This is a genomic window from Herbiconiux solani NBRC 106740, from assembly GCF_001571005.1.
Classification (GTDB): Bacteria; Actinomycetota; Actinomycetes; order Actinomycetales; family Microbacteriaceae; genus Herbiconiux; species Herbiconiux solani.
In genome coordinates this window covers 373675-387026 of sequence record NZ_BCST01000002.1, presented here as the reverse complement: position 1 = coordinate 387026, position 13352 = coordinate 373675, and the positions used below count along the sequence as shown (strand labels likewise).

At 69.3% G+C, this 13352-nt stretch carries 10 protein-coding genes; 4 read left to right on the top strand and 6 right to left on the bottom strand.

Annotated elements, in window-relative coordinates; genetic code table 11:
- The first annotated feature begins 29 nt into the window (after window positions 1-29).
- Both HSO01S_RS05000 and HSO01S_RS04995 read left to right on the top strand, forming a co-directional pair.
- A complete protein-coding gene (locus tag HSO01S_RS05000; RefSeq protein WP_066039458.1) occupies window positions 30-617 on the top strand; it encodes a DUF4232 domain-containing protein in 588 nt (195 codons plus the stop codon).
- 143 nt (window positions 618-760) lie between these two features.
- Window positions 761-2176, top strand: coding sequence for a beta-propeller fold lactonase family protein (locus tag HSO01S_RS04995; protein WP_169799938.1), 1416 nt, complete (start codon window positions 761-763; stop codon window positions 2174-2176).
- Between the two features lie 101 nt (window positions 2177-2277).
- Here HSO01S_RS04995 and HSO01S_RS04990 read toward each other — a convergent pair whose 3' ends face one another.
- The 4 genes from HSO01S_RS04990 to HSO01S_RS04980 all read right to left on the bottom strand — a co-directional run bounded on the left by HSO01S_RS04990 (window position 2278) and on the right by HSO01S_RS04980 (window position 6933).
- Complete coding sequence (locus tag HSO01S_RS04990) at window positions 2278-3300, bottom strand: hypothetical protein (protein ID WP_066039456.1); 1023 nt, start codon at window positions 3298-3300, stop codon at window positions 2278-2280.
- Entirely contained in the window at window positions 3297-4220 is a 924-nt protein-coding gene (locus tag HSO01S_RS04985) for a cation diffusion facilitator family transporter (RefSeq protein WP_066039455.1), read from the bottom strand. Before HSO01S_RS04985 ends, HSO01S_RS04990 begins: the two co-directional genes overlap by 4 nt.
- A 112-nt stretch (window positions 4221-4332) precedes the next feature.
- Window positions 4333-4476 carry a hypothetical protein gene (locus HSO01S_RS18640; protein ID WP_157078916.1) on the bottom strand — a complete coding sequence of 48 codons (144 nt, stop codon included), beginning with the start codon at window positions 4474-4476 and terminating at the stop codon, window positions 4333-4335.
- A 249-nt stretch (window positions 4477-4725) separates the two neighbouring features.
- Window positions 4726-6933, bottom strand: a complete 2208-nt coding sequence (locus tag HSO01S_RS04980) for a cell wall-binding repeat-containing protein (RefSeq protein WP_066039454.1) — start codon at window positions 6931-6933, stop codon at window positions 4726-4728.
- 136 nt (window positions 6934-7069) lie between these two features.
- Between HSO01S_RS04980 and HSO01S_RS04975 the strand changes: the two genes are divergently transcribed.
- The gene (locus HSO01S_RS04975) at window positions 7070-10411 is read left to right on the top strand and encodes an efflux RND transporter permease subunit (protein ID WP_157078914.1); all 3342 of its coding nucleotides are present in this window, start codon (window positions 7070-7072) and stop codon (window positions 10409-10411) included.
- 19 nt (window positions 10412-10430) lie between these two features.
- Here the strand turns inward: HSO01S_RS04975 and HSO01S_RS04970 are convergent, their stop codons facing one another.
- Window positions 10431-10820: a DUF1304 domain-containing protein gene (locus HSO01S_RS04970; RefSeq protein ID WP_066039453.1), complete on the bottom strand. Its 390-nt coding sequence runs from the start codon at window positions 10818-10820 to the stop codon at window positions 10431-10433.
- Window positions 10821-10870: 50 nt separating this feature from the next.
- Here HSO01S_RS04970 and HSO01S_RS04965 point away from each other — a divergent pair, with 50 nt between their 5' ends.
- On the top strand, window positions 10871-11791 hold the full coding sequence (locus tag HSO01S_RS04965) for an NAD-dependent epimerase/dehydratase family protein (RefSeq protein WP_066039452.1): 921 nt from the start codon (window positions 10871-10873) through the stop codon (window positions 11789-11791).
- On the opposite strand, the gene HSO01S_RS04960 is transcribed toward HSO01S_RS04965, so the two are convergent.
- Window positions 11788-13320, bottom strand: coding sequence for an amino acid permease (locus HSO01S_RS04960; protein WP_066039451.1), 1533 nt, complete (start codon window positions 13318-13320; stop codon window positions 11788-11790). The genes HSO01S_RS04965 and HSO01S_RS04960 overlap by 4 nt on opposite strands.
- Window positions 13321-13352: the final 32 nt, after the last annotated feature.

The following is a 13352-nucleotide window of genomic DNA, read 5'->3' as shown; positions in this document are numbered from 1 at the left end:
GGACGGACCGAGAGAGAAGTGTGTTGACCATGATCCGCAACCTGATCACGACCACCGTCATCGCCGGAGCGGTGGCCGGCTGCGCCGCCGTCATCGGCGTCGCCAGCGCATCCCAGGCCGAGGTGATGACGTCGGCCGGCGCCGAGGACCGCTTGCGGGCCCCGCGCGTGACCGCGCCGGCATCCGACCCCTCCTCGGGCCTCGAGTTCGAGGTGTGCCGCACCCAGCGCGACGGTGCCGAGCGGCAGCTGGACTACGCGATCACGAACACGTCCACCGACGAGGTCATCGTCACGGGCGCACCGGATGCGGCGCAGCTGGTCGCCGGCGACCACCCCGGGCCGGGTTACCCCGTCACTGTGGGAGACACTCCCTTCACGAAGAACCTCGGGCGCGGGTCGGACGTCGTCCTGCGACCCGGCGAGACCGCGTACGGCGAGATCGCCTGGACCGTCAGCGACGCCCCGCAGTTCGCCCCGCACCGGCTCATGCTCTCCTTCGGCGGTGACGGCGGTGCCGGCGCCGACCCCCGCAGCCTCGGCGTGGTCGACACCTTCCCCGACCACCGCACCGGCGGCTACGTCGCCACGAACCTCCACCCCCACCCGCTGCCGTGACGCCCGGTCCCGCCCCCACCGAGCCGAGGGGCATCCGGAGGCCGGTCGCGCCCGGATCCAGACATGTCCGGAAGAGGGCCTTGCGCGGGTCGGGCCGGTCCGCCACAGTGAAGTCTTTGCCAGAGCCAAAAGGGGGGCCCATCGTGCGCCATGTGATCGGTTCGGCCGCCGCGGCCCTGCTCCTCGCGGGCGGAGTGCTGCTGGCACCCGCCGCGGCGCTCGCCGCCGGGCCACTCGGTGTGGTCCAGCTGCCGAAGGGCAGCACCCCGGTCACGGCGGCGGTGAGCCCCGACGACAGCACGGTCTACGTCGCCGACTACGGCACCGACTCCGTGACGGTGATCGACGCCGCCACCTTCGAGGCCGTCGACACCATCCCGGTGGGCGACCAGCCCTACGCGGTCGTGGTCAGCCCCGACGGCCGCAGCGCCTACGTCGCGAGCTCGGGGTCTGACGCCGTCTCGCGGATCGACACCGCCGCACGCACCTCCGTCGTCGACTTCGCGCCCGTGCCGGGTGTCTCGGCTCTCGCGGTCAGCCCGGATGGCAGCACGCTCTTCGCAGCCGGCCCGTCGTCGGACGCGGTCACCGTGATCGACACCGCGACGGGCGACGTCACCGGCACGATCCCGGTCGGACAGGGTCCGGACGCCATCGCCTTCTCACCCGACGGCACGGAGGCGTACGTGACGGTCGACGGGACAGATTCGGTCGCGGTCATCGACACGGCGACCCGCACGGTCGCCGCGACAGTCCCCGTCGGCGACGGGCCGGTCGCGGTCGCGTTTAGCCCCGACGGTGCCACCGCCTACGTCGGGAACTTCACCGGCAACTCCGTCACCGTCATCGACACCGCGACCCGCATCCCCACCACGGCGGGCTTCGCCACCCGCGCGCCGATCGCCCTCTCCGTCACCCCCGACGGAGCGGCGCTGTACGTCGCCAACAGCGGGGCCGGCACCGTCACGGTCGTCGACCCCACCACCCTGCAGATCACCGAGACCGTGCAGACCGGTGGGGGCACCGGCAAGCTCGCGGTGAGCCCCGACGGCGCGACGGTCTACGTCACGAACATCCGCTACGACACCGTCTACGCGATCGACCGCTCGGCGGCGCCCGTGCTCACCGCGGTGAGCCCGCCGGCCACGGCCACAGTCGGGAGCCCCTACAGCTACACCTTCGCCGCCACGGGAGTGCCGTCGCCCGTGTTCGCGGTTGCCTCAGGATCGCTCCCCGAGGGCCTCACCCTGACGACGGATGGCGTGCTCAGCGGCACGCCCACCCAGCCGGGCGCCGCCACGTTCACGGTCAGCGCCGGGAACGGCCGGACGCCGGATGCGGTCTCGGCGCCTCTCACGATCACGGTCGCCGCGGCCGTCCCGGCGCCCACACCGACTCCGACACCGACACCTCTGCCTGTGGTGACGCCGGCCGGGTCGGGCGGAGCAGCGCTCGCCGCGACGGGAGCCGAGCCCCTGTGGCCGCTCGTGGCAGCGATCATCGCCCTGGCCTCGGGGGCGATCCTGTTCCGCGCCCGGCGCACCCGCAGAGCCCGCTAGCCGCGCCCGCTGCCGCTGCCGCTGGCCCCGCGTCGCCCGACGCGAGCCGCTGATGCGACCGGGATGCGCGTCACCCGCGCATCCACACCGCTGGCCCCGCCTCAGCTCGAACAGTCCACCCCGCCCGGCACTTGGGGGTCGAGGATGTCGGCGATCGAGATCGTCCACCAGTGCGGAGCGTCGTCGCAGAGCTGCCGCGAGGTGATGTCGGCGGCGCTGACGAACTGCGCCGCCCCATCCGGCGCCGGGATGAACACCCCGCTCGCGCCCTGGAAGAGCACGAAGCCGGTGGCCGGGGCGCCGTTGTTGATCGACACCAGCTCGAGGGGCGCGAACCGGATCGGCTGGGTGAGGATGTTCAGGCCGAACAGGCCGATGAATCCGATGATGCCGGCGAACGCCAACCGGGTGACCGTCTTCGTGCGAGGGCTCCGGATGGCGGCGGTGCGCTCGTTCCATTCCTCCGCGACCGCGCTGAAGAGCTTGGGCTCCGGTGCGGGATCGAGCTCGGCCTCGGCCGGGGTGAGCGGCACGGGGGTGCGCGAGGTGACTCGCAGCATGGCCCGGCCCTCCGCCCAGAGCGCGCGTAGCCCGGAGTCGAGCGGGGGCACCGGAGATCGCAGTACCTCGCCGATGGTCATCCCGCTGAAGGACGGCTCGGGGGCCCTGCGGCTTCGAATGAGGATGATTCCGATCGCGAGGAACAGAGCGGCCAGCCCCGCCAGCAGCAGCCACGACGCCGTGTTGGCCAGAACGGCCCCGAGAAGGAGGAGGACGCCCGACCCGACGACCCTCGTCCAGAAGTTGTACCCGGGGTCGAAGACGAGCGGCATCGCCGCGACCATGACCCCGATCATGATGTAGGTGGCGAGGTTGAGGAGCACCACCACGAGCAGTCCGCTGAAGGTCAGGTGCTGCGCCACCGAGACGGCCAGCCCGACGTCGCCGCGCACCTGCACGAACAGGTTGATCGTGATGACCAGCGCGCCGATGAGCGGGAGCCGGGTGAGGGCGTGCTTGACGAACGTCGCCCGCACGTCGGCGTGCGTCTGCGCCTCGGTGGCCAGATCCCGAGCGGGCCGGATCCGTGCCGGTCGAGCCCGGGCGGGCCGATCCCGGCTCATCGGTGGCCGCTTCCCGGCTCGTGGGCGGCGTGGCTGACTGGTTCGAGCTGGAAGGTGCTGTGCTCGACATCGAAGTGCCCGACGAGGCAGGCCTGCAGCTCGTCGAGTACGCGGGGCGCGTGGCCGTCCTGGAAGCACTCGTCGGTCAGGGTCACGTGAGCGGAGAGGGCCGGCAGGTCGGAGGTCACGGTCCAGACATGAAGGTCGTGGACGTCGAGGACGTGCGGCGTCTCGAGGAGGTGCGACCGGACATCCGCGAGATCCATGTCGTCCGGCGTGCCCTCGAGGAGGATGCGGCCGGAGTCTTTCAGCAGCCCCCACGCGGCGTGGAGCATGAGCGCGACGACGATCAGCGAGGCGATCGAGTCGGCGCGCGTGAAGCCCGTGAGGAGGATGACGAGCCCGGCGATGACGGTGGCGATGAACCCGTAGAGGTCGGTGAGGATGTGCTGGAACGAGCCTTCGACGTTCAGGCTGGTGCGGTTCGCCTTGGCGAGCACCCAGACCGCCACGAGGTTCACGGCCACACCGAGGATCGCGACGGCGAGCACCGGCCCCCCGTCGACCTCGGGCGGGGTGATCAGCCGCTGGACGGCTTCGACGGCGACGATGCCGCTGATCACGACGAGGGTGATCCCGTTGATCGCCGCCGAGAGGATCTCGGCGCGCTTGAACCCGAACGTCCAGCGCGCATTGCCCGGCTTCGCGGCGAGGCGGATCGCGATCAGCGAGCCCACGATGGCCGCCGCATCCGTCAGCATGTGCCCGGCATCCGACAGCAGCGCGAGCGAACCCGAGAACACGGCGACCGTGACCTCGACGATCATGAACCCCACGATCAGAGCCAGCGCGATCGCGAGGTAGCGGCTGTTCGCGTCGGCGGCGACCCCGTGGGTGTGCCCGGGGCTGTGATCTGACATCGGAGTTCCAATCGTGGGCGCGAGACCCGGTGCGAGGCGGGCAGGTCGAAAGGTGAGCAGATTGAGGTGGAGGCCACCTGGCCGAATCCTGGCACAGCGTCGGGGCCGACCACTACGGCGGGAGCAGACGGATCGCGCCCAGACCGCCGATCACGAGGATGCCGAATGCCCGGCCGATCAGATCCGCGAGGGCGGTCAGGAATGCGTAGCCGATGGCGTCTGCAGAATCCGCTGTCGCGCCCGATCGTGGCGTCATACGCCATGGTGAACCTTCCCGGCGTGGGCAGTCCGCCCGCACGCTTCGAATCAGACACTGACGGGCCGCGGCACGGCCTTCAAGGCCCGCTAGCGGACATGTCCTCAAGCGGCGGGTCGTGCTGGCGCGCTGCTGGGCATGCGGAGTACGTCCGGGATCGCCACCGGACAGTTGATCGGGGTGCCTGCGATTCGCGAGGGTGGGTTCTAAATCGGCAGGTTAGGGAAAGGCGCCGCCAAGGGCACGACTCTAAGGAGCTACGACGTAGCTCTCCAGGGCGCCTAGTACCGCGTCGTTCACCGTCTCGGCGCCGCCTAGCACGAACGCCGCCGTCGGCCTCAGCCGGTCGAGCTCATCTGCGACTGACGCAGGGATGCTGTCGCGCGCGACGAGGAGGACGGGAGCTCCGGCCGCGATCGCTGCTGCAGATCCTGCAAGCGCATCCGGAAAGTTTTCTCCGGAAGCGATGTACACGGCGCCGCCCAGCGCGCGATCGGGGAACTCCTCCTGAGAGATTGCCGCAGCGGTGGCGTAGCGGTCCACTCCGCTGACGCGAGTGGTGTCCGCGATCATCGCAAGCTCGCGCTGCACCGCCGATGACACAGAGTTCACACCGCCCAGCACCACGATCGCCGTCGGATCGAGCGCTGCGATCTGATCATGCACGGCCGCAGGAAGGGCATCTTTCTGCGTGAGGAGCACCGGGGAATCCCGTCCGGCGCCGGCAGCCCCTACGAGTGCGTCGGCTGCCAACTCGCCGGACGCGACATAGACCGTCTCGGCGTGGGAGAACGAGTGTGCTGCAATGGCTGCCGACACGGCATACCGGTCCGCTCCATCGATGCGGCTCACGGTCTGGACCGACGCTCGCAACTGCTCCTCGACCAGAGAAGAGACACTGTTCGACCCGCCCAGGATCACGACACGCGTCGTGCCGAGCCGAGTCAGCTCGTCGGACACAACCGCCGGAAGCGGACCCGTCGAGGGCACCAGGAGCACCGGCCCCCCGTCTTTTCCTGCCGCGACCGCGCCGCTCAAAGCATCCGGATAGGTCTCCCCGGTGGCGATGTACGCGGTTGCGGCTCCATCTGCGAAGGCCGCTTTAGAGGTGGCGACGGCGGTTTCGTACCGGTCCGCGCCGGCGGCGCGCACGACGGTGCCGACATTACCGAGATTCTTCAACAAGGTGTGCCAGCTGAGGTGCGGGCCGTCGCTTCGATGGGAGTCGGCGGTCAGATTCGTCGAATCGGTGGTCCACGTGACGTATTGCCCGGTCGCCGACACCGACGGGCGGAACGAATAGGCATTCCCGGATTCACCGAGGAGGTTTTGGCTCACCAGCCGCGTGGTACCGGCGACACGGTCGCGCCGGTAGATCTGGCAGAGCTCCCGCGGGCCGTCGACGCACCCGGAGTAGACGAGAGTTCGTCCGTCGGCGGACAAGGAGGGGTTCTTCGTGCGGACGAAAGTGGCGGCGGCCGAACTGCTTTCCAGCATCGTGATGCCACGAGCGAGATCGCGGACGTATACGTGGGAGTCGCCCCCTGATATACCTCCGGCCAAATTCGTCGCAGTCGTGGTGAAGGCGACGCTCTTGGCGTCTCCGGAGATCGTCACTTCCGTCACCGGCTGATCGGAGACCGCGCCGGTGCCGTCAGAGGAAATGAGTGCCGTAGTGCTGAGTGCCGTGTCGCGGAGATAGGCCTGAACGATCCCGTGTGTGGGCGTGGTGGTGTGATCGTCCGCGGAAAGGAAGGCGACATACCGGCCGTCGGCCGAGATCGACGGGGAGGATGCGGACAGGACAGGATCCGATTCCACGATCGTCGTCACTCCCGTCGTCGCATCGAACCTGTAGACCCGCGAGCGGGGCACGACGTAAGGGTCGCCGGGAAGCACGTCGGTGGCCCTCGTCTCGTAGACGAGGGCGGCGCCGGAACCGGCGATGTCGAGAGAGAGGACGTCGTCGTTGATCGGACTCGCCGGTATCTCGTAGTTGAGGCTGATCTCGGTGCTGAGCCCAGTGATCGCGGACCACACGCGAACGCCCTCGGAGCGGTATGCGACCAGCATCCCGTCATCTGTCATCACCGGCAGATCCGACGGCATTGCAGTGACTCCGTCAGGGCCGTTCGGGCTGATCTGACGCGTCGAGTTCAGGACGGTGTCCCGGAGATAGATTCGGTCCGTCGCGGTGAACTCGTATCGCGGCACCGGGCGCAACACGTCCTGGGCGTTCGAACCGAAAGCGACGAAACGGCCGTCAGCCGAAACCGACGACGCGTTCGCGATGTATTCGTTCGAGGTCGAGGACGTGCCTGGGACCGACGAGACGGAAACGAGTTGGATGGCCCCGACGGCAGGGGGGGCGGCGCTCGCGGCGAGCGCCCCGGGCAGCGTTGCTGCGGCGGCGAGGGTGATCGCCAGAGCGCAGGCTGGAAAAGTACGGGTCGTCATAGTGAGAATATATCGACTACAGACGTAGAGCGTTATGAGTAATTCATCGCGGCGACGCCCGGCGGCCAGGGCGGAGGGCGGGAGGGTGCGATAGTTAAGGCTCCTAGACACTTCTGGCGCACAGAGAGACCACCACGTGCATTTCCTCGCCGTTCTGAGCATGAAGAACCGCGCGCTCATCGCGCTCGTCACGATCGTGGTCGCCGTGTTCGGCGGGCTCGCGCTCACCAGCCTCAAGCAGGAGCTGATCCCCTCGATCGAGTTCCCGCAGCTCGCGGTGCTGACGACCTACCCGGGGGCGAGCCCCGAGGTCGTGAACGACGACGTCTCGACGCCGATCGAGGCCGCCATCCAGGGCGTCGAAGGCATCGACACCACGAGCGCGACCTCGAGCACGAACCTCTCGATCATCTCGGCCACCTTCACCTACGGCACCAACCTGGCGACCGCCGAGCAGAAGATCACGCAGGCCATCAGCCGAATCAAATCGACCCTCCCGGCCGATCTCGACCCGCAGGTGCTGAGCGGCAGCCTGAACGACCTCCCCATCATCTCGATCGCGGTCTCCGACTCCTCGCAAGACACCAAGGCCCTCGCCCAGCAGCTCGAGACGGGCGCCGTGCCCGACCTCGAGGCCGTCGACGGCGTGCGCGCCGCCCAGGTGCTCGGCCAGATCGGGCAGCGCGTCACGATCACCCCGAACCCCGCCTCGCTCGCGACCGCGGGCCTCAGCGCCTCCTCGATCAGCGACGTCGTGAAGGCGAGCGGCCAGCTCATCCCGGCCGGAACCCTCACCGAGGGCGGCCAGAGCTACGCCGTGCAGGCCGGTCAGAAGCTCGGCTCGATCGCCGATCTGCAGGGCCTCCCGTTGCCGGCGCTGCAGGCCGACGGCACCCCCGTGACCCTCGGCGAGGTCGCGACCGTGCAGCTGACCGACGACCCGACCACCTCGATCTCCCGGGTCAACGGCCAGGATGCACTGACCATCTCGATCACCAAACTCCCCTCCGCCAACACGGTCGAGGTCTCGAACTCGGTGCGCGACCTGCTGCCCCAGCTCGAGAGCGCGCTGCCCGGTGCGACCTTCACGGTCGTGTTCGACCAGGCCCCGTTCATCCAGCAGTCGATCGAGTCGCTCGCGACCGAGGGTCTGCTCGGCCTCTTCTTCGCGGTGCTGGTCGTGTTCGTCTTCCTGCTCTCGATCCGCTCGACCCTGGTCACGGCGATCTCGATCCCGACCTCGGTGCTGATCACCTTCATCGGGCTGCAGGCCGCGAACTACACGCTCAACATCATCACGCTCGGCGCGCTCACGATCGCGATCGGGCGCGTGGTCGACGACTCGATCGTCGTGATCGAGAACATCAAGCGGCACCTCGCCCAGCTGACCGGAGCCACCCTCACGCCGAAGGAGGCCGGCGCCGCCCGCGCCGCCCTGATCGTCGAGGCCGTGCGCGAGGTCGCCGGCGCCATCACCGCGTCGACCATCACCACGGTCGCCGTCTTCCTGCCGCTCGCCTTCGTCGGCGACACGACGGGCGAGCTGTTCCGGCCCTTCGCCCTCACCGTGACGATCGCGCTGCTCGCATCGCTGCTCGTGGCCCTCACGATCGTGCCGGTGCTCGCGTACTGGTTCGTGCGCCCGCCTAAGCCGAAGACCGCGAAAACCGCGACGGCCGAGGGGCGGTCCGACGCGACCGGTACGACGGATGCGGCCGCCACGACGGCCGTCCCCGCCCCCGTTCCGGCCCCCACCCACGACCACGCCCTCCTCGCCTCCCGCGCGGCCGAGGAGGTTCTCACCGAGGACGCGGCGATCGCCGTGGTCGTCGCTGACCCCGCCCCGACCCGCCGCGCCCGCGCCTCCAGCCACCGCGCCGACCTCGACGACGAGCCGCCGACCGCCCTCCAGCGCCGCTACCTCCCGATCATCACCTGGACCCTGAAGCACTCCGTGGTCATGATCGTGCTCGCCGCCCTCGTGCTGATCGGCACCCTACCGCTGACCCTCCTGATGAAGACCAACTTCCTCGGCTCCAGCGGCCAGAACACCTTCACCGTGACCCAGACCGTGCCCGTCGGGTCGAGCCTGGAGGCGCAGTCGCAGGCCGCCATCCAGGTCGAGTCGGCGCTCGAGGGCGTCGAGGGCGTGCAGACCGTGCAGCTCACCATCGGCTCCAGCGGCAGCGCCCTCCGCGACGCCTTCGTCGGCGGCGGCGACAGCGCGATCACCTACAACATCACGACCGACGAGAACGTCGACCAGGATGCGCTGCAGGACACGGTGCGCACGAAGCTCGAGGCGCTCCCGGATGCGGGCGAGATCTCGATCGGCGGCTCCAGTGGCTTCGGCGGCTCGAGCGACATCGCGATCGACGTGACCGCGGGCAACCAGACCGACCTGAAGACGGCGGCGGATGCGGTGCTCAGCACCATGCAGGGCCTCGATGCGGTCAAGCAGGCCTCGAGCAACCTCAGCGACTCCCGCCCGTTCGTGCAGGTCGCGGTCGACCGCGACAAGGCGGCCGCCGTGGGACTCAGCGAGATCGCGGTCGGCTCGATCGTCTCGCAGGCCATGCAGCCCACGACGGTCGGCTCGATCGTGATCGACGACAAGAACTACACGATCTACATCGCCGCCGAGAACCCGCCCACCACCGAGGCCGATCTCGCCGCGCTGCAGATCCCGACCGCGGCCGGTCCGGTGCGGCTGGACAGCATCGCGACCGTCGCCGTCGCGCAGGGGCCGAACGCGATCACCACCGTCAAGGGCGTCCGCACCGCGACCGTCTCGGTCACGCCGAACTCCGAGGATCTCGGGACCGCGAGCTCCGAGGTGTCCAAGGCGCTCACCGACGTGCAGCTGCCCGCCGGGGCGGATGCCGCGGTCGGCGGAGTGGTGACCGACCAGTCGGACGCGTTCTCCCAGCTGGGGATCGCGCTGCTGATCGCCATCCTGATCGTCTACGTCGTGATGGTGGCGACCTTCAAGAGCCTGCTGCAGCCCATCCTGCTGCTGGTCTCCATCCCGTTCGCGGCGACCGGCGCCATCGCGCTGCAGGTGATCTCGGGCATCCCGCTCGGGGTGCCGTCGATCATCGGCGTGCTGATGCTGATCGGAATCGTGGTGACGAACGCGATCGTGCTCGTCGACCTGGTCAACCAGTACCGGGCGAAGGGACTGCACGTGCGCGAGGCGCTGATCGAGGGGGCGTCACGGAGACTCCGGCCCATCCTGATGACGGCGCTCGCGACGATTTTCGCCCTGCTGCCGATGGCGGTCGGGCTCACCGGGCACGGCGGGTTCATCTCGCAGCCGCTCGCGATCATCGTGATCGGCGGCCTGGTGTCGTCGACCGTGCTGACCCTGATCGTGCTGCCGGTGCTCTACAACCTCGTCGAGGGCGCCCGCGAACGCCGGCGGGACAAGCGGGAGCAGCGGGCGGCCGAGGCGCTGGCGACCGACGGCCCGCGCTGAGCGGGCCGCTGGAATCAGCTCAGACGGCGAGCGAGATGAGCAGGAACACGACCGAGAGCAGCGGGAACGTGCCCTGGATCGCGGCGCTGCGGATGCGGTCGCGCCCGGTGCTCACCAGCACGAGCGCCGCCGCGAGCATCGACCCGGTGCTGAGGAAGACGAGCGCGTAGCCCGCCATCGCGGCCGGCGTGAACAGCAGCACGAGCCCGATCACAGCCCCGATCGCGAGGAACAGGTTGTAGAACCCCTGGTTGTACGCCAGCGGCGCCGTGGTGTCGGCGTCGGCCTGCGAGGTGAGGCCGAAGATCTTCCAGGTCGCGGGCTGCCGCCAGCGCACACTCTCCAGCACGAAGATGTAGACGTGGATGAGGGCGGCCAGCCCGGCGAAGACGGCGGCGACGATGGTCATGCGGTCAGCCTAGGGTGGATGCTGACCCGCACCTCGAAGGAGCGCCCATCATGACTCGCATCGCCGTGACCGGTGGCAGTGGCAAACTCGGCCGCGCCGTCGTCGCCCATCTGCTCGAGCACGGCTACGAGGTCGTGAACCTCGACCGCGCCCCGGCCCCCACCTCGCCGTTCGCTTCGGCCTCGCAGCCGTCGCTGCAGACGGATGCGGGAGCCCGCCCCGAGGCGCTCTTCGTCCGCGTCGACCTGTCGGACTACGGCCAGGTCGTCCAGGCGCTCACCGCGGTCGACGACCGCTACGACGGCATCGACGGGCTCGTGCACCTGGCCGCGATCCCCGCCCCCGGCCTCACCACGAACGCCGCGACCTTCGCCAACAACGTGCCGAGCAGCTACAACGTCTTCGCGGCGGCGCAGGCCGCCGGCATCGACAACGTGGTCTGGGCCTCGAGCGAGACCGTGCTCGGGCTGCCCTTCGGCTCGAACCCGCCCCCGTCGTTCCCGGTCGACGAGGAGTACCCCGTGCGCCCCTCGACCACGTACTCCCTCGGCAAGGCGGTCGAGGAGGAGATGGCGCGGCACTTCACGCGCTGGAACCCCGACCTCAAGCTGATCGGGCTGCGCTTCTCGAACGTGATGGAGGTCGCCGACTACGCCGCCTTCCCGGCGTTCGAAGCCGACCCCGCGAACCGGGCGTGGAACGCCTGGGGCTACATCGACGCCCGCGACGGAGCCCAGGCCGTGCGCCTGGCGCTGGAGAGCACGCTCACCGGCTTCGAGGCGTTCATCATCGCCGCCGCCGACACCGTGATGTCGACGCCCTCGGCCGAGCTCGCCGAGAAGTACTTCCCGAAGGTGCCGTTCCGCCGCCCGGTCGAAGGCACCGAGACGCTGCTCGGCATCGACAAGGCCAGGCGGATGCTCTGGTTCGCCCCGACCCACTCGTGGCGCGACCACGTCCCGCAGGATTAGTCGGCAGGTCCCTCGTCGCCCGGGATCGCTCCGCGGTTCGCGATCGTCGGGTACGACCCCGTGAACCCCGAGCGTGCCGCCGCGATCGCCATGATGCGGTCGCGGTAGACGTACCAGCCCACGATCAGGAGCGGGATGATGATCACCAGCGACGCCACCGTGAAGGTGCCCGCCGGGTAGTCGAAGGCCATCAGCACGAGCACGGCGACCAGGAACGCCAGCGTGAGGTACGAGGTGAACGGCGCCCCGAACAGCCGGAACTTCGGCCGCACGTACAGCCCCTGGTCGGCGAGCTTCTTGAACTTCATCTGGCAGAGCACGATCGTGCCCCAGCTCGCGACGATGCCGAGCGCTGAGACGTTGAGCACGATCTCGAAGGCCTCGGCCGGCACCACGAAGTTGAGGCCGACCCCGAGCAGCGCGACGGCGGCGGTCAGCAGGATGCCGCCGAACGGCACCCCGCGCTTGTTCATCTTGCCGGTGAAGCGCGGTGCGGCACCGCTCGCCGACATCGAGTGCAGGATACGGCCGGTCGAGTAGAGCCCCGCGTTCAGGCTCGACAGCGCCGCGGTCAGCACCACGAAGTTCATCGCCGAGCCGGCGATCGCCGCGACGGTCGGGTTGCCGATGTGCGAGAAGAAGGTCACGAACGGGCTCTCGGTGGCCGAGTAGGTCGAGGCCGGCAGGAGGAGCGCCAGCAGCAGCACCGAGCCGCAGTAGAAGACGGCGATCCGGAAGACCACGCTGTTGATGGCGCGGGGCATGATCTTCTCCGGGTTCGCGGTCTCGCCGGCGGCGGTGCCGACGAGCTCCACGCCGGCGTAGGCGAAGACGACGCCCTGGATCATCACGATCGCGACCACGAGCGTGTTGATGCCGTTCGGGAAGAGCCCGCCCTCGGCGGCGATCATCGGGATGCCGGTGACCCCCTGATCCGTCGGGAAGGCGAAGGCCAGGAAGATCACGCCGATGATCAGGAACGCGACGAGGGCGACGACCTTGATCAGCGCGAACCAGAACTCCATCTCGCCGAAGACCTTCACCGAGATCATGTTGGCGCCGAGCACGATGGCGAGCGCGATGAGCGCGAGGGTCCACTGCGGCACGCTGGTGAACAGGCTCCAGTACTGCACGTAGACGGCCACGGCGGTCGAGTCGACGATCGCCGTCATCGCCCAGTTGAGGAAGTAGAGCCAGCCCGAGACGTACGCGGCCTTCTCGCCGTAGAACTCGCGCGCGTACGACACGAACGATCCCGACGAGGGTCGGTGCAGCACCAGCTCGCCGAGGGCGCGCAGGATCAGGAAGGCGAAGAAGCCGCAGACCGCGTAGTCGATGACCAGCACCGGGCCGGCCTCGTGGAGCCGTCCTCCGGCGCCGAGGAAGAGCCCGGTGCCGATGGCCCCGCCGATCGCGATCATCTGCAGCTGCCGCGGCTTCAACGACTTGTGGTAGCCGGCCTGCTCGTCCGAGAAGTCCTCGACCGACGTGGTGCGGTCGCCGACTTCTTCCCGTGGGGTCTCGTCCATGGCACGACGCTAGTGCACGACGGGTTTTGCCT

What these genes read in the sequence shown, in the direction of transcription:
- HSO01S_RS05000 (WP_066039458.1), top strand. Translation starts at nt 30, where the DNA reads ATGATCCGCAACCTGATCACGACCACCGTCATCGCCGGAGCGGTGGCC.
- HSO01S_RS04990 (WP_066039456.1), bottom strand. Translation starts at nt 3,300, where the DNA reads ATGAGCCGGGATCGGCCCGCCCGGGCTCGACCGGCACGGATCCGGCCC.
- HSO01S_RS04985 (WP_066039455.1), bottom strand. Translation starts at nt 4,220, where the DNA reads ATGTCAGATCACAGCCCCGGGCACACCCACGGGGTCGCCGCCGACGCG.
- HSO01S_RS18640 (WP_157078916.1), bottom strand. Translation starts at nt 4,476, where the DNA reads ATGACGCCACGATCGGGCGCGACAGCGGATTCTGCAGACGCCATCGGC.
- HSO01S_RS04980 (WP_066039454.1), bottom strand. Translation starts at nt 6,933, where the DNA reads ATGACGACCCGTACTTTTCCAGCCTGCGCTCTGGCGATCACCCTCGCC.
- HSO01S_RS04970 (WP_066039453.1), bottom strand. Translation starts at nt 10,820, where the DNA reads ATGACCATCGTCGCCGCCGTCTTCGCCGGGCTGGCCGCCCTCATCCAC.
- HSO01S_RS04965 (WP_066039452.1), top strand. Translation starts at nt 10,871, where the DNA reads ATGACTCGCATCGCCGTGACCGGTGGCAGTGGCAAACTCGGCCGCGCC.
- HSO01S_RS04960 (WP_066039451.1), bottom strand. Translation starts at nt 13,320, where the DNA reads ATGGACGAGACCCCACGGGAAGAAGTCGGCGACCGCACCACGTCGGTC.